This is a genomic window from Arthrobacter sp. P1_A5 (genome assembly GCF_056406825.1).
In genome coordinates, this window is record NZ_JBFTZL010000010.1 from 1 (window position 1) to 21,766 (window position 21,766).

Here is a 21,766-nt window from a genome sequence, read left to right on the forward strand (position 1 = left end):
GTTCCTGAACGGGTCGACGCTGTTCAGGAACAACCGGAAGGCCGCCCAGGTCTCCACCCTGGCCTGCGATACGTGCCCGCCAGCCTCGCGGTAACCGTCGATCAGCTGGGTCGTCTTGCGGCCGCCGGCGACGGGCCCGACGCCAGCGGGGTCTGCGATGTCCTCCACCGCGGCAAAGGACCCAAGGTCCCTCGCCGGGTCGGAGGTCGTCACGCGGTCGAAATCGATAATGCGGATGGCCGGGCCGTCCACCAGGACTTGGTCCGCCGAAAAGTCACCATGGACCATCACCGGCTGTTGTCTTCGGGGTCCGGCGGCGCCGACAGCTGCCAGGAGCCGGCCGGTGAGCGCGTCCACCGGAGCCTCGAGCCCGGGGAGCAGGCAGGTGATCATGGACCGCGTGGCCATGAGCTGGCGTACAAGGTCTTCCATATCCGCCATCGGGTCCGCCCCGGCGCCCGCGTCCATGCCATGGATCGCCGCCAGGGCTTGGCCGGCCCGGTAGGCGGCCGGATCGTTGGCGCCGCCGCCCAGGTCTCCCTGGCCCCAGCCCGGGGAGGCACTGATGCCGTGCGCGGCGCATTCCGGGTCCGCGAGTTCGGGCAGGACCGGGATGCCGTGGCTCTGAAGCCGCTGCCGCAGGCGGAGTCCCGCGGCAGCCTCGTCAGCTTGGACGGCGGTCTTGACGACGACGGGGACCGTCTCCGTGGGGACCCTGGCAACGAGCCTGCGCTCCGGGTTGTATCTCAGCACGCTGACCGGGGGGTCCAGGAAGCGCCCTGCCGCGGGGAGCGCTCCGAGCCGACGGAGTCCGTGGTCCCGGAGCCAGCGCAGGTTGGGGCGAAGCGGCCAGTCCTCCTCGATGGGACCGGCCGCCACGGCGACGTCGGGGTTGAGATGATCGGGCTGGATAAGCCGGATGCCGCCGCCGCGCTTTTGCGAACTGTCTGCCCGCTGCTGCAGTTTCCCGACGTGCTCCGGTGTTGTTGTCAGTGCCCAGCCGTAGCTGCCGGCACCGCTCGCGTCACTTCCGCTGCCGGCCCCATAGCCGGTCCGGCGGAAGGCGACGAGGGCGGAGGTGTGCGGTTTGTAGCGGGTCCTGACGATCTGCACACTTTCGCCCAGGAGCTCGGAGAGCAGCTCGTCGTCGAGCACCCAGTTCAGGCCAGGGATCCGGGCGTCACGCGCCGCCAGGGCACGGTCAGCGTCGCGCCGCTGCGCCTGCAGCCACTGTCCCTGCAGCCATCGTCCCTGCAGCCGCTGTCCCTGCGGGGTGCTCACGTCGGCACCTTGAACAGTTCACCCGGCTCGGGGGTCTGCTGCCGGTGGACCCAGCCGGCAAAGCGGGAATCCGGATCGGCCAGCAATGACTGCGGCGGCCCGTCTTCCAGGATTTGGCCGTCTTCGAGCCAGATCACCCGGTCGCACGATTGGGCCGAGTTGACGTCGTGGGTGATCGTGATGGAGGTCCGGCCCTCGGTGAGTGTGTCCAGGGCGCTGAGGACCGAATCCCGGGATGCCGGATCGAGGCCGGCGGTCGCCTCGTCCAGGATCACGATCGGGGCCTTGCGGAGCATGGCACGGGCGACGGCCAGCCGTTGACGCTGGCCCCCGGAAAGATCGTTGGCCGCCTCGCCAAGGACGGTTTCATAGCCCTGGGGCAGTGCGCGGATGAAACCGTCGGCCTGGGCGAGGGCCGCCACGGCTTCGATCTCCTCATCGGTGGCATCGAGGCGGCCGAACCTGATGTTCTCCCGGACGGAGGTTCCGAACAGCACGGAGTCCTGGAGCAGGATTGAGACATGGGAACGCACGGAAGCGATCTTCAGGGCCCGCAGGTCCTCGCCGCCGAGGCTGACACTTCCCTTCCACGGGTCCACCATCCGGAGGATCATGCTTGCCAGCGTGGACTTCCCGGCCCCGGAAGGCCCCAGCACGGCGCAGTGCTGACCCGCCGGTATGGTCAGGGTGATTCCCTTGAGCACCGCGGTTTCCTCGAAGTGGCCGGCCCAGACGTCCTCGAACACAATGTCCGGGTGCGGGTTCTTGAGGGCGACGGCGTGCGGTGACTCGGGCACGTCACTCTGGGCCTCAAGCAGGTCCGCAACCCGTTCCCCGGAGGCCGTCGCGCGTGCGATACGGCTGGTGTACCTGGCCACGTCCTTGAGTGGCCTCAGCCCGGTTTTCAGGTAAGTCAGGAAAACGACCAGATCTCCGGGTGTCATCGCGTGGTGCATCACCCTCCATCCACCGGCAGCCAGGACCACCGCCGTCGCGATTCCCGTCAGGACGTCGGTCTTCCGTTGCAGGCTGGCGGCCAGCCGCAGCGTGACCACCCCTGAGCCAAGTGCCGACTGGTTGCTCTTGCTGAAGCCCGAGCTGAGGGTGTCTTCGAGTCCGTACGCCTGGACTTCGCGCATTGCGCCCAACGTCTGGGCGGCGGTGGTGGCCAGGGCGCTTTCACCCTTGCGTGACTTGCGGGCCGCCGTAGTAATCGATCCCGAGTTCTTGCGGGACACCAACACGAATATCCCGATGGACACGAACGTCACCAGTGCGATCAAAGGATCGAGCCAGAGCATGATGATCATCATTGCTATCAGCGACACGAAATTGCCGATGAGGGGGAGCCCCGCCGTGACGGCCACATCCTGCAGCCGGGACACGTCTCCGACGAGCCGCTGGACAGTGTCGCCGGTGGAGGCGCGGCTGTGGTGGCGCATCGACAGGCCCTGGAGGTGGCGGAAGGTTCGGGCGCGCAATTCGGAGGAAATCCGGGTACCCACCAGGGCAAACGAAATCGCGGACACGTAGCCGGCCACGGCCCGGATCAGGCAGATGACAACCACCGCACCGGCGCAGAGGAGCAACACCTCCGCGCTCGCCTCCACGCTGAGCGGGGACCTGCGCAGAGTGGCGCCGAGTGAGTGTGAGACGGAGTCGAGGACGATTTTCACCGGCCACGGCTCAAGAAGCCGGAAGAGGATGTCCACGGCCATGGCAATGAATCCCCAAGTGATGAGCAGCCTGTGCCCGCGCAAATGCGGGCGGACGCACCGCAAGGTCCGCCGCAGCGGTGAGAGTTCAGCCGGTGCGCTGGTGCGGGTCCGTCGCCACAAGGTCCGCCAGCTGCGGGGGTGCGAATGTCTGGCAGTGGTGGTCATTGCCTGGCCAGTCTGCGTGCAGGCGGCAGCGCCCCGGTGATCCGGGACAGCACCCCGCTCCAGCTGAACCGCTGCACGGCGTCGTTGCGGGCCTCGAGCCCCAGCCTTTCCCGCAAATTCGGGTCTTGGCCGAGCCGGAGGAGGGCGTCCGCGAGCGCGGCAGGGTCCCCCGGCGGGACGAGGATCCCGGTGCGGCCGTCCTGGATGATGGACGGAATCTGGCCCACGGCGCTCGCGATCACAGGCAACCCGGCCGCCATGTACTCAAAAACCTTCAGTGGCGAGAAGTAATCGTCCTGGCCAGGTCCGTCCGGGGGATAGGGAGCGGCGGCGGCGTCGAATTCTGCCAGGAGGCCGGGCACCGCAGCCGGCGCGACGGCGCCTGAGAATACCGTCGGCACGCCGAGGGATTCGGCGAGGCGTTCGAGGTCCTGCCGGCCGGGGCCGTCACCCACCACATGGAGCTGCCAGCGCAGGCCCGGGTCGGCGGTCTGCTGGTTGGCCAGGGCGACACCGTGCAGCAGGCCGGGGACACCGTGCCAGGGCTTCAAGGTTCCGACGAACCCGACGGTGAGGTGGTCCGGATTCCGTCGGCCGGGGCGGCGGGCCGTGATCCGTTCGACGTTCACTCCGTTCGGCGCCAGCACAGTCCTGGCGGTCGGCACCCGCGCCCGCACCCAGCGGACCACGGGATCCGAGACGCAGGCCACGACGTCGGCCGTCGCGGCGTTGCGGCGGAACACCGTCTCAGCCTTCTTCACATCGAGCAGCTGGCGGTACCGCTGCTGCTCCTCGATCAGCGGAGCATTGACCTCAAGAACGGACGGCACGTCCAGGATGCGGGCCACCACCGACAGTGCCGGGCTAAACAGCGAATACCGCTCGTAGAACAGCCCGCAACCGTTGCGCAGGACCTCGTCCGCCAGGCCCAGCGCGGCGTCCTGGACCGCCCGTTCCCGCGCCGAGGCGGGGACGGATTCCGGCTTGACTTCGACGACGTCGAGATCGGCAAGATCGCTGGGCCGCTCGGTGCCGAGCAGGGTGCAGTAGACGGTGACGACGGCGCCGGTGCCACGCCACGCCCGGACGATTTCCTGGACATGGACGGAGGAGCCCTTGGTGCCGAAGACAGGAACGCCGGGGTCGGCGCAGAGATAGGCCACGCGTGTCATGCGACTCTCCTTTCAGAACGGGAGAGGGACCTCAGGAGCTCGGCCTGGCGGTGGACGTCGTAGTCCTCCTCGATCAGGGCGCGGGCGTTGCGGGACATGGCAAGCCTGTCCGTGGCCGGGGAGCCGAGCGTGCAGATGCCGCGGGCCAGGGCGTGCGGGTTGCCCGGCCGGACCAGGATCCCGGTGGAGCCGTTCCGGACTACTTCGGGGATCCCGGTGACGGACGTGCTGACGCAGGGGACGCCCGTGGCCATGGCCTCGAGCAGGACCGTGGGCATGCCGTCCGCGTTGCCGTCGGCGCCGACCACGCAGGGTGCCACGAAGACATCGGAGGAGTGGAGCAGCTCGTGGACCTGGTCCTGGGTCTGCGGGCCGAGGAGGCGGACGTACCCGCCGAGCCGGAGCTCGCCGATGCCGGCCTCCAGTTCCTCGGCCATGAGCCCGGTCCCGGCGATCCGGAGGTCCAGTTTGACCCCTTGGTCCAGCAGTTCGGCGGCCGCGGGCAACAGATACTGGAAGCCTTTTTTCTCCACCAGGCGCCCGACGGCGGCGATCCGGAGGGTGGCTCCTAGCGGCCGGGGCTCCCGGTACGGGAAGCGCTCCAGCTCCAGGCCGTTGCGCACCAGATGGAGCCGGGCGGTCGAGGACGGGAAGCGGCGGCACAGGTAGCGCATGTTGTACCGGCTGATGGTCACGGCGTGGTGGGCCTGCTCGAGCTTGAGCCGCAGGTCCTCGTCCTGGACCGATTCATGGAAGATATCCACCGCGTGCGCGGTGAACGAGAACGGGATGCCGGTGATGAGGGACGTCAGCCGGGCCACGGTGGTTGATCCCGAGGCGAAGTGGACGTGCATGTGCCGGATGTTGCGGTTCTGCAGCGCGGTGGCCAGGTTGATGGCCTGCACGGCGTCGTCTGCCGAGGCGGCGGCGAGTTCGCCCAAATTCCGGCCGACGGCGGCTGTGAGCCCGGCCGCGTCGGCCATCCGGAGGCTCTCCCACAGGGCCACAGTCTTGATGGGGCGGTCAATGTACGTCACCGGTGCCTGGACCCGGGCGAGCTCGGGGTGGAACCGGGGGTCGTCGGTGGGCCGGAGCGAGAAGATTTCGATCCGGTCCCCGGCGGCCTCGCGGGCCAGGATCTCCGAAACGATGAACGTTTCGGAGAACCGCGGGTACATCTTCAGGACGTACGCCGTCCCCGGTTCAAACGGCGACACGGCTGGCACCTTTCACGCTCACGGCGGCATCGCTTTCGTCCGCGTTGAATTGTTCGGCACTGGCCCGTTCGGCGGTGACCTGATCGGCACTGTCCCGCTCGGTATCGGCCAGCCCGGTGGTGGCCAGCGGCCGCAGCAGCTCGGCGGCCAGCTGCGGAACCCGGATCAGGCCGTCCAGCACGGCACGACGGCGGTCCACGGTGGTGCCGAACCGGGCGGCCAGCCAGGCCGCCAGGATCTCCGGCGTCAGCGTGCCAATCTCGTGTTGCTCCAGGTACCCGGCCGCGGCGAGGGAGGCGGCCCGGATCCGCTGCTCGGCGCGCGACTGCGTGCGGGGCACGATCAGGGCCGGGACAGGCGTGCTCATGATTTCGCACACCGTGTTGTAGCCGCCCATGGCCACGACTGCGCCGGCGTGCCGGATGTGGAACACGATGTCATCGACTGCGGCGACCACTTTGACGCCGGGGCGGGCCCGCTGCCGGAGGTCGTTGAGCTGCTCGGCGGGCATCTGCGGCCCGGCGACCACGAGGTGTCCCAGCCCGTCCGGGACCGGCGTGGCGACGGCGACGCGGGCCAGGGCATAGCCGTCCGAACCGCCGCCGACCGTCGTCATGCAGTACCGCCCGGGCATGCAGCTGGTGCCGGAGGCCGAAGGGCGCCCCTCGGCGAGGTAGCCCGTGTACCGGATGAGCTTTCGGAGGGCGAACGGTATTTCGCCGGCTGCTACGGGATCATGGACCGCGGGATCGCCGTAGACCCAAATGGCGTCGAACAGGTCCTTCACCACGCGGGGACCGCCCACCCTGGCCCATTCGGCGAGGGCCGCGGCGGGCGAGTCAAGGACCTCTCGGAGGCCCAGCACCACGCGCACGGGCCCGGCGGTGCGGGCGTGGCGCAAGGCTGTTTCGAGTTCGCCATGAACGCCCGTGGCGTGCCGGTCCACCACCACGAGGTGGGGGGAGAAACCGGCCAGCGTTGCCTGCAGCAGCCTGGCCCGCAATGGCACGAGCTCCCCCATGGGCAACGTCAGATTCCGCGGCAGGTAGCCCGCGGAACCCTTCGCCACACCGGGAAGGAGTACCCAGTCCCAGCCCTCGGGCAGCCGGAACGCCGGTGCGAGGGCTGTGCCGGTGATGAGGATTCCGGTGACGGGGCGGCCGATCAGGCCGGGAAGCTGATTGTTCAGCGCGTGGGCCAGTGCTAGATTCCGACGCACATGTCCCAGGCCCACTGAATCATGCGAGTACAGCACTATCCGCAATGGCTCCACAACAATCCTCCCCCGCCCCCGGTGCCCCCGGACACGGTCGCCAACGCGACTGTGTACGGGCAGGTGCTGTCTGATGTTATGCACCAGCGTGCGCCCCGAGAGTGAGGATGGGATGAGGGGATGATTAAGGATTCCTCATCCAAGGGCCCGCGTTTGCGGCGCCGCGCTTAGGCACGTACACCGGCAGGTGCGGGCCAGGCCAGACGGCGGGCAAGGTAAGGCGGCGGGCAAGGTAAGACGGCGGGCCAGGTCAGACGCGGACGCCGGAGGACTGCAGGGGGATCCGGATCAGGAAAGTGGCCCCGTGGCCGAATTCGGATTCCACCGTGGCCACGCCCCCATGCGCCTGGGCGATGGCCGCGACAATGGCAAGGCCTAGTCCCGAGCCCTCCACGCCGCGGCCCGTGTGCGCCCGGCCGAACCGTTCGAAGATCCGCCTCTGGTCCTCGGTGGCGATGCCGATCCCGTCATCGCGCACCCACAGCACGAGGGTGTCCTGCGGGGGCAGCGAGGTGCCGTCGTTCGCCGTCGGGCGCTCAATCCGGGAGCCGAGCGCGATGGTGGAGGACGGACCGGTGTACTTGACGGCGTTCGCGGCGAGCTGGACCAGTGCCTGGGTGAGGCGCTGCGGATCCGCCTCCACCACGTAGTCGGCTCTTTCATCGATCTGCCAGTGCCGGTCGGCCAGGACGTGCACTTTCTCCATGACCTGATCCAGGAGTTCCGGGACCCGGACGGGTTCACGCTGGATGAAGCCGATCTCGCCGGAGTTGGCGAGCAGCAGGAGGTCGTCCACCAGGCGCTGCATCCGGTCCACCTCGTCCAGCAGCACGTCCCTGGTGGCAATGACATCGTCCGGATCATCGACCGTCACGAGCTCGAGGTGCCCGCGGAGAATGGTCAGCGGGGTCCGCAGTTCATGGCCGGCGTCGTCCAGGAACTGCTGCTGTTGCTGGGCGCCCTCATCGAGTCTTTCCAGCATGGTGTTGAAGGTCTTGGCAAGCAGGGTGACGTCGTCCTCGCCCTTGCGCACCTGGACCCGCTGCGTGAGGTCCTCCGGACCCACCGCCCGGGAAGTCTCGCGCATACGGCGGAGCGGATCGAGCAGCCGGCCGGCAACCACGCTGCCAATCACCGCGGCAGCCAGGAGCATGCCGAGGGCCACCAGCGAATACGTCCGGACCGAGCTGGCGTTGTGCTCGCGCTGGTCGCCCGCGTCCCGGCCGACCAGGAAGAATGTCCCGGGGGCGCCTTTCATGGGCACCACCACTGTTCTGAGCGGACGGCCGTCCGAGTTCAGCTCGCCGAAGGACGCGCCGGCCTGGTTACTGAGCTGGGCGGCATCGGCCAACATGCTGTTGTTCAGGAGGTTGCTGTCCCCGTTGCCCTCAACGGTCCATGCCACATGCCCATCCACTATCCCTGCCATGACCTCGTTGCTGCGCGGCTCGATATCCTCCGCGGCCTCGTGAAGTGCGCTGATGTACTTCCTGTTAGCGTAGTCTCCGGACGTTTTTTTGTTGGTCTGGACGAGCTTGACCACGGCGTTGGCCTTGTCCAGAACCGCCTGGTCTGTCCTGGCGTCAGCCTCCTGGAACTGCACCACGAACGTGACCACCCCGGCCGTGACCACTCCGGCGAGCATCATGCCCAGCATGGCGGCCACCACCCGGAAACGCACCGAGTGGAACTTTGCGCCCCAGCCGGACGGGTCCTGGGTTTCCGCCTCAGGGAAGGCAACCGCCGGCGCGGCCTGGCCGTCTTCACTGGGATGTTCATCCGAGGTGGCCACTCTGTTCCCTTCCTGCGCGGATCAGCTTGCTGTGCCTAGCTGAGGCGGTACCCGGCGCCGCGGGTGGTGAGGATTCGGTCCGCGCCGAGTTTCATCCGCAACTGACGCACGTACACATCCACCACGTTGGACGTGCCGTCGAAGTCGTAGCCCCAGACATGGCTGAGCAGCTGCTGCCGGCTCAGAACCTGCCCGGGGTGGAGCAGGAACATTTCCACCAACGCGAATTCGCGGGCGGAGAGTTCCACCATCCTGCCGTCGACGCTGACCGAGTGGGTGAGCAGGTTCAGCTCCAGGTGCCCGTAGCGCATGACGCTTCCCGCCAGCACATCGCCGGTGTCCGACTTGCGGATCCGGGCCTTGATGCGGGCCACGAGTTCCTCGAAGTGGAAAGGCTTGACGATGTAGTCGTCGGCGCCGCCCTCCAGCGCTGCGACGGTGTCGCTGGATGATCCGCGGGCCGTGAGGAAGATGACCGGGATGCCCACCTGGCCGCGGCGCAGTGCCGCGAGGACGGCGTACCCGTCCAGGCGGGGGAGCCCGATGTCCAAAAGCAGGAGATCGAATTCGCCGCTGGAGGCGTAGTCCACGGCCGTGACGCCGTCGGCGACCACTGTGGGCACGTAGCCAGCCGCGCGCAGGCCCTTTTCGATGAAGCGGGAGATGCGTTCTTCGTCTTCTGCAATAAGGATGCGGGTCAAGGTGACTCCCTGGAAAAGCCCGGATCCGGAAGGCCCCCCTAGCCGCGCATCTGCACGGTCCTCTTCGCGGGATCCTAGGCCTGCTCCAATACTGCGGCGTCTCCTACATGTGACTGGGAGGAATTCCGGGGCCCCAGCAGCCTCGATCAGCCCGGAGTGCGGGCCGGACCCGTGCCCCGCTGTGTGGGGCCGGCGGTTGAGCTGGTGCGGACCCGTCAGGGCGGCGCGGCGGGACGTGCTGGACCGCGCGCTGGACAAGAGGCCCCTGCGTCGGGGCGACTGAACGTTCTTGATTCAGAAGGAATGGACATCTGGTGCTCCTCCAGAGGACGGCCCCACGGCGTGGGGTTCCATCGGGCAGCTGCGGCTGAGACTATTCCCGCTTCTTTCATCCTGCCCCCGTAATGGAGCCTGCGCCACCTTTGATCGGTTGATTTTCAGGCTATTAACAGGGACCTCACCATCACCGCCCAAAAAGCGCGCCGGTGAGCTGGCGAGTCAGGTCGTGGATGAGGTCCAGGCGGTCCGCACTGTCGGCGTCGTCCGGGCCCCACGTATAGATGACCACCGCGTAGGAGCGGTCCCCGGCGCTGAGCAGGGCGGCGTCGTGGACGTAGCCCTGCACCACGCCGTACTTGTGGTGGACCGTGATGCCGGGCGCAACGGCGGCCGGGACGAGGTCCTCGTCATTGGTGTGCTGCATGTAGCCGAGCAGCTCCGCGGTGTGATCGGCGTTGAGCAGCTTGCCCGTGGTGAGCTGCGCCAGGAGCCGCGCCATGTCCGGCGGGGCCACCAGGTTTTGCTCGGGATCGTAGGTGATGCCGAGGGTGGCGGCGTAGGCGGTGAGGTTGGGGTAGCCGATGTCCCGCATCAGCAGGAGCCATGAGTCGTCGCTGCTGGTATTGATCATGGCTTTGAGCTGGAACGCGGCATTAAACGCACCCAGGGGAGCATCGAGTGACTTATCGCCGGTTTCCACGAGGTGGTAGTAGGCGGCGGCCGTCAGGACCTTCGCGGTGCTCGCTGCGGTGTACGGTGCCACGTCGCCGTAGCTCTGCAGCTGGCCGTCGCGGGTGTCCAGCACGGCGACGCCGATCCGGTGATCGGGGTGCGCGCCGATGATCCGCTGCATCTCGGCGGGAAGGTCGACGGCGGCGGCGGGGGCTGCCGGTGCGGTCTCCGCCGGGCCCGGCTCCTGCTGCTGGGCGACGGTCAGGACGTCACCGGTCAGGAAGTCGCGGGTCAGGAAGTCACGGGTGTGGGAATCACTGCCGGGTGCGGTGCGGATCGCGCCGAGGACCACGACGGCGGCCAGCACCAGCACAGCGGCGGCCCAGACGAGCACCACGTTCCTGCGGTGGGTGGGAGCGGCCGGCCGGGGGCCCGGATTCGTCATGTGCGTGGGCCTTTCCGGACTCGACTGGGTGGTGCCTCCGACGTTAGGCCGGGCCGGGGGTGAAGTCCACGGAGCGCGCGGGGCGCGGCCCAAGTGGGACAAAAATCCCAGATGCGGGTCCACTACGCTGGCATTCATGACCCGGAAAATTACTGTCAGCCTGCCGGACGCCGCGTTGCGTGAGTACCTTCAGCCGCACCCGGACGTCACTGTCCTGGAGTGGGACCTCGCCGGTGAGCCGCCCCTGCCGCGGATCGACATCGTGGTCCCGCCGTACATGGGCGGGCCGGCGGTCCTGCGGAGCCTGGCAGCGGTGGACACGGCCCTGGTGCAGAGCCAATCGATCGGGTACGACGGCGTGGCGGAGTTCCTGCCGGCCGGGCGGGTCTTCGCCAACGCGTCCGGCGTGCACGAGACCTCCACCGCGGAGCTGGCGCTCGCCCTGATCCTCGCCAGCCAGCGCGAGCTGCCCCGCCTGATCCAGAACCAGCAGGACGGCCGGTGGGATGCCCGGCCCACGGCCAGCCTGGCCGACCGCCGTGTCCTGATTGTTGGCTACGGCGGGGTGGGCAAGGCGATCGAGGACCGGCTGCTTCCATTCGAGACCACCGTGACCCGGGTGGCCAGCACCGAACGGACGGATGGCCGCGGCCGGATCCACGGCATCGCGGAGCTGCACACGCTCCTGCCGGAGCACGACATCGTGGTGGTGGGGGTTCCGCTCAGCGACTCCACCCGGCACCTGATTGATGACGCCTTCCTCGCGGCCATGCCGGACGGCGCCCTGGTGGTGAACGTGGCCCGCGGCCCGGTGGCGGACACGGAGGCCGTGGTCCGGCACACCGCCTCCGGCCGGATCCGCGCCGCGCTGGACGTCACTGATCCCGAACCCCTGCCGCAGGACCACCCGCTCTGGCGGACCCCGGGCGTCATCATCAGCCCGCACGTGGGCGGCGCGAGCTCGGCGATGCGCCCGCGGATGGGCCGGCTGCTGCAGCGGCAGATCGAGATCATGCTGGCGGGCGAGCCGCCGGTGAACGTGGTGTTGAACGGCTAGTTGGGCGGCACGGCCCACAGCCCGGGCGTGTCGCTTTAGCCCTCCTGGGTCACTGCCGACATATCTCCGACGCCAGGTGTGCCGTCGGCGAGCGCGTAGCGCTGCTGCACCGCGCCCTTCGACGAGGCGACGACCGGCTCGATGAGCCTGAGGTTCGTCGGAACCACCCCGTCCGCGAAGACCTTCTTTCCGCCGCCGAGGAGGATCGGATACACCCAGAGCGTGAGTCGGTCGAAGAGCCGCTCGGCGAACAGGGTCTGCACGAAGTCGAGGCTGCCGATCACGTGGATGTGCTCGTGCCGGTCGCGCAGTTCGCGTACGGCAGCGACGGTATCAGGACCGAGGAGCGTGGAGTCTGCCCATTCGAGGGCCGGCGACTGGCGCGAGGCCACATATTTCGGGATGCGGTTGAACAGCCGTGCGATGTCACCGTTGGCGTGCGGCCAGTAGGCGGCGAAAATGTCGTAGGTCCGGCGTCCGAGCAGAAGCGCGTCCATCCCTTCCATCCCGGAGACGACCTGCTCGCCGACGACCTCGTCTATGAGGGGTGCCTGCCAGCCGCCAAACGCGAAGCCGTCGGCAGGGTCCTCGTCGGGCCCGCCGGGCGCCTGCGCAACGCCGTCGAGAGTGGTGAACAGGTCGATATGGATGAGTCCCATGCCGTGCTCCTTCTCCGTCGCCCGTCGTCGCCGCGGCGACAGGATCACTTCGAGGCTGGCACACCGGTCCCCTGCGAAGCAACAGGTTTTCAGCGGCTCCCGGCGGTGTCCACGACGCAGAACCTGTTGCCCTCCGGATCGGCAAGGATCACGTAGTCGGCGTCCGCGGGCTGCTTGCTCCATTCGACCCGGGTGGCGCCCAGGGCCAGGAGGCGCTGCACCTCGGCGTCCTGGGTGTCCGTGTAGAGGTCCAGGTGCAGTCGCGGGGGAATCTGGACGGCCGCGGGGACGCGGTCCAGGGAGACACAGGTGCCCACGCCGCCCGGCGGCTGCAGGATCACGAAGTCGCCGTCGGGCTCGTACCGCGGCTCGTAACCCAGGGCTGCCTGCCAGAAATTCATCTGGCGTTCGAGGTTGTCCACCCGGATGACGATTGAGCCAATGCGCAGCATTCGCCTCAAGCTACACCCGGGCCGCAGGCCCGGCAAGCAGTCCAGCCCGGCAAGCAGTCCAGCCCGGCAAGCAGTCCAGCCCGGCAAGCAGTCCAGCCCGGCAAGCAAACCGCGCATTTGAACATCGCCGCAGGCCCGCCCCCGATTCGCCCTGAGAGGAACCCAGCTATCTCCCGGCGGCCGGACGTAAACTGACCCACACAAGTGCCTGTGACGCGTGAAGTGGAGACCGGATGCTCTGGAAACTGCTCGTCGAATACCTGAGGCCGCAGCGGCGGCTGTTGCTCGCCGTCGTCGTCTTCCAGCTGGCGGCGTCCATTGCCTCGCTGTACCTGCCCACCTTGAACGCGGACATCATCGATCAGGGCGTGGCGACGGGGGACACGGACTACATCCTGCGCGTCGGCGGCCTGATGCTGGCGGTCACGCTGCTGCAGGTCATCTGCACCGTCGTGGCCGTGTACTTCGGGGCGAAGGCCGCGATGGCGCTGGGCCGGGACGTCCGGGGCGCCATCTTCAGCCGGGTCGCCGCGTTTTCCGAGCAGGAAGTCACCCGGTTCGGCCCGCCCAGCCTCATCACCCGCTCCACCAACGACGTCCAGCAGGTCCAGCAGCTGGTTCTGATGTCCGCCACGCTCATGGTTACGGCGCCCATGCTCTGCATCGGCGGGGTGATCATGGCCATCCGGCAGGACCTGCAGCTGTCCTGGCTGATCGCCGTCAGCGTCCCCGTGCTGCTGGCCGCGGTGGGTTCGATCATCTTGCGGATGGTGCCGCTGTTCCGGGTGATGCAGGCCCGGATCGACACCGTCAACCGGGTGCTGCGCGAACAGCTCACCGGCATCCGCGTGGTGCGGGCCTTCGTCCGGGAGGACGTGGAGACGGCCCGCTTTGCCCGCGCCAACGAGGACGTCACGGACACTGCGCTGCGCGCCGGCAGGCTCATGGCTCTCGCGTTCCCCACCGTGATGTTGGTCCTCAACGTCTCCAGCACAGCCGTGATCTGGTTCGGCGCGTTCCGGATCGAGGACGGCTCCATGCAGGTGGGCACCATGATCGCGTTCCTGAGCTACCTGATGCAGATCCTGATGTCCGTAATGATGGCCACGTTCATGGCGATCATGATCCCGCGCGCCGCCGTCTCGGGGGACCGGATCGGCGAGGTCCTCGGGACCGAATCCAGCGTCCGGCCGCCGCTGCGCCCGGTTTCGCGCGCGGCCGGGCGGGCAGCCCGTGGCGAGCTGGAGATGCGCGACGTCGGGTTCGCCTACCCGGGTGCCGAGCAGCCGGTGCTGTCGGACGTGAACTTCACCGCCCGCGCGGGGCAGACGACGGCGATCATCGGCAGCACCGGCTCCGGCAAGACCACCCTGGTGAACCTGATGCCGCGGCTCTTCGACGCGACCTCCGGTTCGGTCCGGATTGACGGCGTGGACGTCCGCGAGCTGCACCCGGACCTGCTGTGGGGGCACATCGGCCTGGTCCCGCAAAAGCCCTACCTGTTCTCCGGCACGGTGCGCAGCAACCTGCTCTACGGCAAGCCGGACGCCACCGAGGACGAGCTCTGGCGGGCCCTGAGGATTGCCCAGGCGCAGGATTTTGTGGAGGATCTGGAGGGCGGGCTGGATGCACCGATCTCGCAGGGCGGCACCAACGTCTCCGGCGGCCAGCGGCAGCGGCTCGCGATCGCCCGGGCGCTGGTGAAACAGCCCGAGCTGTACATCTTTGACGACTCCTTCTCCTCGCTGGACACCGCCACGGACGCCCGGCTGCGGCAGGCACTCAAGCAGCACACCGCCGGGGCCACCATGGTGATCATCGCCCAGCGGGTCTCCAGCATTGTGGACGCGGACCAGATCCTGGTGCTCGAACGCGGCAGGATCGTCGCGCACGGCACACACGAGGAACTGCTGGAGGCGTCGGAGACGTACCAGGAGATTGTGAACTCCCAGCTCGCAGCGGAGGAGGCAGCATGAGCCGCACCGACAAGGCGCCGACGCCGGCCCCCGCCGCCGCTCCTGCCGCCGGGGCCCCCGGGGCTCCTGCGGCGCAAACCCCGATGCGGATTCCGCGCCCGGCGGGCGGACCCGGCCGCGGCGGCCCGTTTGCCGGGATGAACATCCCGGCCGAGAAGGCCATGAACTTCGGACCGTCTGCCCGGCGGCTGCTGGGGGAGCTGCGGCCCGAACGGCTGTGGCTGACGCTGGTCCTGGTGCTCGCCGTCGTCGGGGTGACGTTCTCGGTGATCGGACCCCGGCTCCTGGGCGAGGGCACTAACCTGATCTTCGCCGGCGTCGTGTCCAAGCAGCTGCCGCCCGGGGAGACCCAGGACCAGGTGCTCGCCCAGATGCGCGCCGCCGGGCAGACCCAGCAGGCGGACATGCTCGGCGCCATGACGCTGACCCCGGGCGCCGGGATCGACTTCACCGCGCTGGCCACCGTGCTGCTGTGGGCGCTGGTGTTGTACGTGCTGGCATCGGTGTTCGGCTGGATGCAGGCGTACATCCTCAACGGCGTCGTGCAGCGCACGGTCTTCCGGCTCCGCGAGCGGATCGAGGCGAAGATCAATAAGCTGCCGCTGCGCTACTTCGACTCGGTGCAGCGCGGCGAGCTGCTCAGCCGGGTGACCAACGACGTCGACAACATCTCCCAGAGCCTGCAGCAGTCCATCAGCCAGGCCGTGACCTCGGTGCTGACCGTGGCCGGGGTGCTGGTGATGATGGTCCTGCTCTCGCCCACGCTGGCGCTGATCGCGCTGGTGACCATTCCGCTGACCCTCGTGACGACGGCGGTGATCGCCAAGCGCTCCCAGAAGCTGTTCGTCGCGCAGTGGCGGCACACCGGGGAGCTGAACGGGCAGATTGAGGAGACCTACACCGGGCACGCCCTGGTGAAGGTGTTCGGCCGGCAGCGCGAGGTGGAGGAGCGGTTCCGGCAGAAGAACGCGGAGCTGTACCAGGCGAGCTTCGGCGCGCAGTTCATTTCCGGCTTGATCATGCCGGCCATGACGTTCATCGGAAACCTGGTCTACGTGGGGATCGCCGTGGTGGGCGGCCTGCAGGTGGCCTCCGGGGCGATGCAGCTGGGCGATGTGCAGGCGTTCATCCAGTACTCACGGCAGTTCACCCAGCCGCTGGCCCAGTTGGGGTCCATGGCGAACCTGCTGCAGTCCGGCGTGGCCTCGGCCGAGCGGGTGTTCGAGCTGCTGGACACGGACGAGCAGTCGCCCGATCCTTCGCCGTCCGAGGCGCCTACTGGTGGCCGGGGGCGGCTGGTGTTCGAGGACGTGTCCTTCTCCTATTCGCCGGACAAGCCGCTGATTTCCTCCCTCAGCCTGGTGGCGGAGCCGGGGCAGACGGTGGCCATTGTGGGCCCGACGGGTGCGGGCAAGACCACCCTGGTGAACCTGATGATGCGCTTCTACGAGCTCGACGCCGGCCGGATCACGCTGGACGGCGTGGACGTCACCGCGATGACCCGGGATGAGCTGCGCTCGCGGATGGGCATGGTGCTGCAGGACACCTGGCTGTTCGGCGGGACCATCCGGGACAACATCGCCTACGGCCGGCCCGGCGCTTCGGAGGACGAAATCCTGGAGGCCGCGAAGGCGACGTACGTGGACCGGTTCGTCCGGTCCCTACCTGAGGGCTACGACACCGTGCTCGACGACGAAGGCGGCAATGTGTCCGCCGGCGAGAAGCAGCTGCTCACCATCGCCCGGGCGTTCCTGGCCCGGCCGTCCGTGCTGATCCTGGACGAGGCGACTTCTTCCGTGGATACGCGGACCGAGGTGCTGGTGCAGAAGGCGATGAGTGCTTTGAGGAGCGACCGGACTTCGTTTGTCATTGCCCACCGGCTGTCCACCATCCGCGACGCCGACCTCATCCTGGTGATGGAGGCGGGGCAGATCGTGGAGCAGGGCACGCATGCTTCGTTGCTGGAGGCGGGCGGCGCGTACGCGGCGCTGTATGCGGCGCAGTTCGCGGCTCCGGTGGCGGAGGTTTAGCGGGAACAGAAACATTCTTCCGTCGGACTCGAGACGGGTAGTTCTCAGTGCGGATCAATTCTACGTAATATCCACTATCGATGGCTGCCCCGTAGTAGCTCAGTCGCGCCTGTGTGGCAGCTGACTATAATGTGCTGGCACCCAGCAAATCGAGATCCTCAAGCTCGTCGTCGGTATCCCAGCGCAGGTCAATTACGAGTCCTCCGAATATCAGGATGTTATTTGTAGCAGCCCACTTCGCGGGTCAACTGCGAATGGCTTGCAGGTTGTCGAGTTGAGAGAGTATTTCGTTCGTAGTTGCCTCGATGCCTTCCTGGGTGGGCACTGTCAGTCCTGCTTCGTCCGACTGAAGGGGTTCGAGTGTCTCCAGCTGAGAGTTGAGAAGAGAAGGGGGCATGAAGTGTCCGGGACGCTGCGCTACCCGGCTTTGCAGAAGCGGCAGCTCGACCTTGAGTTGGACGAAGGCTGCCGCGGGTGCTTGGGCCCTGATTGCATCCCTGTAGGCGCGTTTTAGCGCCGAGCAGGCAACGATGATTCCCTTCGGATGGTTTGAGGTCAGCTCGGCACCTACGAGTCCGAGCCAGGGCCACCGGTCCTCGTCTGTGAGTGGGATGCCTGCAGCCATTTTTTCGACGTTGGCTTGAGGATGCAGCGAGTCTGAGTCGACAAAAGTGGCACCCATGCGTTGTGCAAGCGCAGCACCTACGGTTGATTTTCCGGCCCCGCAGACGCCCATTACGACAAGGACAGGTTTCATCAGAGAATGCCCTGGACGGGGGTCCCGGCCGGGATCGGCTCGTGACGTGCCACCTCGACCGGACGCTGGAGCAGCCCGTCGAGGGAGGCGTTGAGCCGCTTGACCGGTTCGCCGGCGCCGTGGGCGTCGAGCAGTTCGGCGGATTCCCATTTCTCGATCATGAGGATGTGGCCCTCGGGAGTCTCGTGGATGGCGTAGAGGAGGCAGCCGGGTTCCCCATGGACCTCGGCAATGGCCGGGGACAGGGCCGCGACGACCTGGTCGAAGGATCCCTCTTTGGGGGTGAACTTTGCGGTGACGACGACGGGCATGGTTTTTCCTTAGTGGGTAGGGGCTAGGGCGAGGGGGGCACAGCTATTGCGGGGCAGGAACTCGGCTTTGACCTCGATGAGCCGCGGGCCTTCGGGCAACCTTCCCTGCATCCGTCCAAGCACGAGTTCGAGCGCATGGACGGCGAGCATGTCCAGCGGCTGGCGGATCACGCTCAGCGGCGGGGACATGAGTTCTGTCCAGGGATTGTCATCGAAGACGATCACGGAGAGGTCGTCCGGGATGCGTACCCCCCTCTGAACAAGCCGCCGGACCGAGCTCTGTACCTGTGCGGTGTTGGCCACAACCAGGGCGGTGGGCGGCTGTGGCATGGCAAGGAGGGAGCCGACGGCGTCGCCGCCAGCGTCGCCGCGAAAAGGCACATCGCGGATGAGCAGGGGGTCGACCGGAAGGGACGCGCTGTCGTGCGCCGCGGTGTAGCCGCTGATCCTGGCCCTTCCCGTTGAGGTGCTCCGGGGCCCGGTAATAAGGGCGATCCTGGTGTGGCCGAGGCCGATCAGGTACTCCGTTGAGCGCTGGGCGGAGTCATAGTTTTCAATGCTGACGACGTCGGCCTCGCCGAGTTCCTCGATGGTGCGGTCAACGAAGACAACATTCACGCCGAGGTCCTGCAGGCGTGCCCATTTCTCAACGTTCCCGCCCGTGGGGGTAGCGATGACACCGCTCACGGACCGGTCCAACAGCGTATCCAGCGATTCCGCTTCCAGGTGCGGATCCTCCTGGGTGGTCATCAGGACAACCTGCACGCCGTGGCTGCGGGCCTCCCACACGATGCGGTCAGCCAGCCGCGCGAAGAACGGGTTGGAGAGGTCTGTGACCACGAGCCCGATCGTGAGTGCATGGCCTGCGCTGAGTTCCCGGGCGGCCGCGCGCGGACGGTAGCCGAGTTCGTCGATGATCCTGAGAACTTCCTGCCGTTTTGCCGGCGCGACGGGTCCGGAGTCCGGGTTCAGGACCCGGGACACGACAGAGACCGAGACTCCCGCAGCCGCCGCGACATCGCGAATGGTTGGGGCCTTCTTCACTGCTCCTCCTTGAGGTCCGCGATCGGCGGCTGATGACCGCGGGCTGTCTATCCGCCCTGTGATCCTTGCCCGTTCGACTGCGTTCGATTGTGACTGTTGACACAGACTAGCACGCACTGGTACAAATGTGGAACCGGTTCCACTCCGGTCCTCAACTCCATTCGCGACGACGACGTTGCTCCGCCTTCAGGCGGGGGGCTCCGACGCGAACGTCAACCAGAGAGATCCCCATGAATCTTCACAAACTCCTCAGCGACCGCGAGCAGGAAGGCCGCCCCATCCGGGTTGGCCTGATCGGAGCCGGCCGTTATGGCACCATGTACCTGGCGCAGGCGAACAACATCCCGGGCGTCCACGTCGTCGCCATCGCAGACATCAACGTCAAGCGCGCAGAAGGCGCCTTCGACCTCGTCGGGTGGCCCAAAGACCAGATCGCGCCGGACATCGCCACCGCCCTCCGGGACCGCTCCACGACGATCGTGGCCAACGCGGACGAGCTCTTCGACGTCGACATCGACGTCATCGTGGAAGCGACGGGCAACCCCATTGTGGGTGTGAAGCATGCACTGCGTGCCATTGAAACGAAGAAGCACATCATCATGGTCACCGTTGAGGCCGACGCCCTGGCAGGTCCCGCCCTGGCCAAGCGTGCGGAAGCCGCCGGTGTTGTCTACTCGATGGCTTATGGCGACCAGCCGGCCCTCATCATGGAACTCGTGGACTGGGCACGCACCAGTGGTTTCGACGTTGTCTGTGCCGGCAAGGGCGCGAAGTACCTTGAGCACTATCACGAGATGAACCCGGACAACGTCTGGGAGAACTGGGAGTTCTCCAAGGAACTCACCGACTCGGGGCAGCTGAACCCCAACATGCACACCTCGTTCCGTGACGGCACGAAGGCTTCCATCGAGATGGCCGCCGTCGCCAACGGCGCCGGACTGGTACCTTCTGACGCCGGGCTGTCGTTCACACCGGGGGATGTCGAGGAAATCGCCACGATCTGCCGGCCCGCCGACGTCGGGGGAGCCCTCGCCCACGAAGGCACGGTCGACGTCATGTCCAGCGTCAACCGCGACGGTTCCTGGATCCCTCACAACACCCAGGAAGGCGTCTTCGTCGTCGTCAAGGCCACGAACGACTACGTTTCCGGCTGCTTCAACGAGTACCCGTGGCACCCGGACCCCACCGGCCAGTACGCCGCCCTGTACCGCCCGTACCACTACGTGGGCCTGGAGCTGAACGTCTCCATCGCCAACGCCGCCCTCCGGGGGATCTCCACCGGCTCGCCCGTCGGTTTCTTCGGTGACGTCGTCGCGACGGCCAAGAAGGACCTCAAAGCCGGTGAATTCCTCGACGGCGAAGGCGGATACACGGTCTGGGGCAAGCTCGTGTCGGCCAGGCACTCAGTCGCAACCGGGGCCCTCCCGGTGGCGCTGGCCCACCACGTGGAACTGCGCAACGACGTCGCCAAGGGCGAGATCGTCGGCTGGGACGACGTCATTATTGACGACTCCCTGGCCCAGGCCCTTGAACTGCGCCGCGAAACCGAAGCACTCGTGACGGAACCCGCCCTCAGCGCCTAACGCTCCCCGCACTAAACCGGGCGCGGCCATGAACTTCATTCGATGTCGTTCACGCCTCCGGAACCAGACTCCTTCCAACGAAGAAAGGCATCACATGAAATCCAAAACCCGCGCCCTCACCGGTGTGCTGGCCTGCACCCTGGCCGCCACGCTCCTCGCCGGTTGCGCCTCCGGAGCGCCCGGCTCCTCCGGCGGCGCACCGGCGAAAATCCAGCTTTCCATTCCGGATCCGCTCACCTCGTCCGTGGGCGTTTCCGCCCAACACTTCGCCGATGAAGTCAAGAAATCCTCCAACGGGTCGGTGATTGTCACGGTGGTTCCGAACGGAACGAGCTTCAGCGGGGACCAGAACGCCGCCGTCACCCGTCTGCAGGGCGGCTCACTCGATGCCCTCATCCTCTCGACCTCCGTGTACGCCTCCGTGGTGCCGGAAATGAACGGCATCAGCATCCCCTACCTCTTCAAGGACACCACCGAGGAAGCTGCGTTCCTGGCAGGAAAGCCGGGCCAGGTGCTGAAGGAAAAGCTCGCATCCAAGGACACCGTAGCGTTGTCCTTCCTCACCCGGACCGGCCGCGAGATCACCAACTCGGTGCGCCCCATAGAGGAGCCTGCGGACCTCAAGGGCCTCAAGATCCGTGTCCCCGGCAACCCGCTCTGGACCGACTTCTTCGGGAAGCTGGGAGCAAGCCCGACCACCATGGCCTTCTCCGAGGTCTTCACGGGCCTGCAGACCGGAACGATTAACGGCCAGGAAAACCCGATCGAGGTGCCGTGGACCAATAAGTTCTCCGAGGTGCAGAAATATGTGTCACTGACCAACCACATCAACGACGCATGGGTGCTCGCCCTGTCGTCGAAGAAGTGGGAAGGACTTTCCGAGGCCCAGAAGAAAGCCCTCACCGACGCGTCGGCCGAAACGGCAACGTTCAAGACCGGCTACGACGAAGAGCAGTCCAAGAAGCAGCTGGATGAACTCGCTGCCAAGGGCATGGCGGTCAACGAGCTCAGCGCCGCCGGCCTGGAGGAATTCAAGGCCACGTCCAAGAGCCTCTACCCGCAGTTCTCCCAGCTGATTGGCAAGGAGTTCTTCGACGAGGCCATCGCTTTCACGGCGTCCAAGTAACCCCGCACGGGGCCGGGGCGCCAGCGGCGCCCCGGCCCTCCCACCACGTCCCGCTC

At 67.2% G+C, this 21,766-nt stretch carries 18 protein-coding genes; 5 read left to right on the plus strand and 13 right to left on the minus strand.

The window, feature by feature from the left end; all coding sequences use genetic code 11:
• From AC1D1S_RS03910 to AC1D1S_RS03945, 8 genes are all read right to left on the minus strand, one after another.
• The coding region (locus AC1D1S_RS03910) for a phosphotransferase family protein (RefSeq protein ID WP_476993770.1) at window positions 1–1,281 on the minus strand (1,281 nt) is incomplete at its 3' end.
• Window positions 1,278–2,999 carry an ABC transporter ATP-binding protein gene (locus AC1D1S_RS03915; protein WP_476993771.1) on the minus strand — a complete coding sequence of 574 codons (1,722 nt, stop codon included), beginning with the start codon at window positions 2,997–2,999 and terminating at the stop codon, window positions 1,278–1,280. The genes AC1D1S_RS03915 and AC1D1S_RS03910, both read right to left, overlap by 4 nt.
• A 161-nt stretch (window positions 3,000–3,160) precedes the next feature.
• Window positions 3,161–4,336 (minus strand): glycosyltransferase, encoded by a 1,176-nt coding sequence (locus tag AC1D1S_RS03920; protein ID WP_243180697.1) that lies wholly within the window; start codon window positions 4,334–4,336, stop codon window positions 3,161–3,163.
• The gene (locus AC1D1S_RS03925) at window positions 4,333–5,553 is read right to left on the minus strand and encodes a glycosyltransferase (RefSeq protein ID WP_476943738.1); all 1,221 of its coding nucleotides are present in this window, start codon (window positions 5,551–5,553) and stop codon (window positions 4,333–4,335) included. Before AC1D1S_RS03925 ends, AC1D1S_RS03920 begins: the two co-directional genes overlap by 4 nt.
• Window positions 5,540–6,772 (minus strand): glycosyltransferase family protein, encoded by a 1,233-nt coding sequence (locus AC1D1S_RS03930; RefSeq protein ID WP_476943737.1) that lies wholly within the window; start codon window positions 6,770–6,772, stop codon window positions 5,540–5,542. Before AC1D1S_RS03930 ends, AC1D1S_RS03925 begins: the two co-directional genes overlap by 14 nt.
• 304 nt (window positions 6,773–7,076) lie before the next feature.
• Window positions 7,077–8,618, minus strand: a complete 1,542-nt coding sequence (locus AC1D1S_RS03935; RefSeq protein ID WP_476943736.1) for a sensor histidine kinase — start codon at window positions 8,616–8,618, stop codon at window positions 7,077–7,079.
• 35 nt (window positions 8,619–8,653) lie between these two features.
• A complete protein-coding gene (locus tag AC1D1S_RS03940; RefSeq protein WP_223913445.1) occupies window positions 8,654–9,319 on the minus strand; it encodes a response regulator transcription factor in 666 nt (221 codons plus the stop codon).
• Window positions 9,320–9,782: 463 nt separating this feature from the next.
• Window positions 9,783–10,715 (minus strand): serine hydrolase, encoded by a 933-nt coding sequence (locus AC1D1S_RS03945; protein WP_243180708.1) that lies wholly within the window; start codon window positions 10,713–10,715, stop codon window positions 9,783–9,785.
• Window positions 10,716–10,851: 136 nt separating this feature from the next.
• Here AC1D1S_RS03945 and AC1D1S_RS03950 point away from each other — a divergent pair, with 136 nt between their 5' ends.
• Complete coding sequence (locus AC1D1S_RS03950) at window positions 10,852–11,772, plus strand: 2-hydroxyacid dehydrogenase (RefSeq protein ID WP_476993772.1); 921 nt, start codon at window positions 10,852–10,854, stop codon at window positions 11,770–11,772.
• Window positions 11,773–11,807: 35 nt separating this feature from the next.
• Here the strand turns inward: AC1D1S_RS03950 and AC1D1S_RS03955 are convergent, their stop codons facing one another.
• Both AC1D1S_RS03955 and AC1D1S_RS03960 read right to left on the minus strand, forming a co-directional pair.
• Window positions 11,808–12,431, minus strand: coding sequence for a dihydrofolate reductase family protein (locus AC1D1S_RS03955; protein ID WP_476993773.1), 624 nt, complete (start codon window positions 12,429–12,431; stop codon window positions 11,808–11,810).
• 89 nt (window positions 12,432–12,520) lie between these two features.
• Window positions 12,521–12,883, minus strand: a complete 363-nt coding sequence (locus AC1D1S_RS03960) for a VOC family protein (RefSeq protein ID WP_476993774.1) — start codon at window positions 12,881–12,883, stop codon at window positions 12,521–12,523.
• Between the two features lie 233 nt (window positions 12,884–13,116).
• Here AC1D1S_RS03960 and AC1D1S_RS03965 point away from each other — a divergent pair, with 233 nt between their 5' ends.
• A complete protein-coding gene (locus AC1D1S_RS03965) occupies window positions 13,117–14,859 on the plus strand; it encodes an ABC transporter ATP-binding protein (protein ID WP_476993775.1) in 1,743 nt (580 codons plus the stop codon).
• The gene (locus AC1D1S_RS03970; RefSeq protein ID WP_476946691.1) at window positions 14,856–16,889 is read left to right on the plus strand and encodes an ABC transporter ATP-binding protein; all 2,034 of its coding nucleotides are present in this window, start codon (window positions 14,856–14,858) and stop codon (window positions 16,887–16,889) included. Before AC1D1S_RS03965 ends, AC1D1S_RS03970 begins: the two co-directional genes overlap by 4 nt.
• A 244-nt stretch (window positions 16,890–17,133) precedes the next feature.
• On the opposite strand, the gene AC1D1S_RS03975 is transcribed toward AC1D1S_RS03970, so the two are convergent.
• From AC1D1S_RS03975 to AC1D1S_RS03985, 3 genes are read right to left on the minus strand one after another with little or no spacing between them, the layout of a single operon-like run.
• Window positions 17,134–17,646 (minus strand): gluconokinase, encoded by a 513-nt coding sequence (locus tag AC1D1S_RS03975; protein ID WP_476946690.1) that lies wholly within the window; start codon window positions 17,644–17,646, stop codon window positions 17,134–17,136.
• Complete coding sequence (locus tag AC1D1S_RS03980) at window positions 17,646–17,957, minus strand: putative quinol monooxygenase (protein WP_476946689.1); 312 nt, start codon at window positions 17,955–17,957, stop codon at window positions 17,646–17,648. Before AC1D1S_RS03980 ends, AC1D1S_RS03975 begins: the two co-directional genes overlap by 1 nt.
• Window positions 17,958–17,966: 9 nt before the next feature.
• Entirely contained in the window at window positions 17,967–19,001 is a 1,035-nt protein-coding gene (locus AC1D1S_RS03985; RefSeq protein ID WP_476946688.1) for a LacI family DNA-binding transcriptional regulator, read from the minus strand.
• 230 nt (window positions 19,002–19,231) lie between these two features.
• Between AC1D1S_RS03985 and AC1D1S_RS03990 the strand changes: the two genes are divergently transcribed.
• On the plus strand, window positions 19,232–20,584 hold the full coding sequence (locus AC1D1S_RS03990) for an NAD(P)H-dependent oxidoreductase (RefSeq protein ID WP_476993776.1): 1,353 nt from the start codon (window positions 19,232–19,234) through the stop codon (window positions 20,582–20,584).
• A gap of 94 nt (window positions 20,585–20,678) precedes the next feature.
• Window positions 20,679–21,710, plus strand: coding sequence for a DctP family TRAP transporter solute-binding subunit (locus AC1D1S_RS03995; RefSeq protein ID WP_243180725.1), 1,032 nt, complete (start codon window positions 20,679–20,681; stop codon window positions 21,708–21,710).
• Window positions 21,711–21,766 lie beyond the last annotated feature (56 nt).

Coding starts and splice junctions, on each gene's coding strand:
- AC1D1S_RS03915 (WP_476993771.1), bottom strand. CDS start 2,999: ATGGCCGTGGACATCCTCTTCCGGCTTCTTGAGCCGTGGCCGGTGAAA.
- AC1D1S_RS03920 (WP_243180697.1), bottom strand. CDS start 4,336: ATGACACGCGTGGCCTATCTCTGCGCCGACCCCGGCGTTCCTGTCTTC.
- AC1D1S_RS03945 (WP_243180708.1), bottom strand. CDS start 10,715: ATGACGAATCCGGGCCCCCGGCCGGCCGCTCCCACCCACCGCAGGAAC.
- AC1D1S_RS03950 (WP_476993772.1), top strand. CDS start 10,852: ATGACCCGGAAAATTACTGTCAGCCTGCCGGACGCCGCGTTGCGTGAG.
- AC1D1S_RS03955 (WP_476993773.1), bottom strand. CDS start 12,431: ATGGGACTCATCCATATCGACCTGTTCACCACTCTCGACGGCGTTGCG.
- AC1D1S_RS03960 (WP_476993774.1), bottom strand. CDS start 12,883: ATGCTGCGCATTGGCTCAATCGTCATCCGGGTGGACAACCTCGAACGC.
- AC1D1S_RS03965 (WP_476993775.1), top strand. CDS start 13,117: ATGCTCTGGAAACTGCTCGTCGAATACCTGAGGCCGCAGCGGCGGCTG.
- AC1D1S_RS03970 (WP_476946691.1), top strand. CDS start 14,856: ATGAGCCGCACCGACAAGGCGCCGACGCCGGCCCCCGCCGCCGCTCCT.
- AC1D1S_RS03975 (WP_476946690.1), bottom strand. CDS start 17,646: ATGAAACCTGTCCTTGTCGTAATGGGCGTCTGCGGGGCCGGAAAATCA.
- AC1D1S_RS03980 (WP_476946689.1), bottom strand. CDS start 17,957: ATGCCCGTCGTCGTCACCGCAAAGTTCACCCCCAAAGAGGGATCCTTC.
- AC1D1S_RS03990 (WP_476993776.1), top strand. CDS start 19,232: ATGAATCTTCACAAACTCCTCAGCGACCGCGAGCAGGAAGGCCGCCCC.
- AC1D1S_RS03995 (WP_243180725.1), top strand. CDS start 20,679: ATGAAATCCAAAACCCGCGCCCTCACCGGTGTGCTGGCCTGCACCCTG.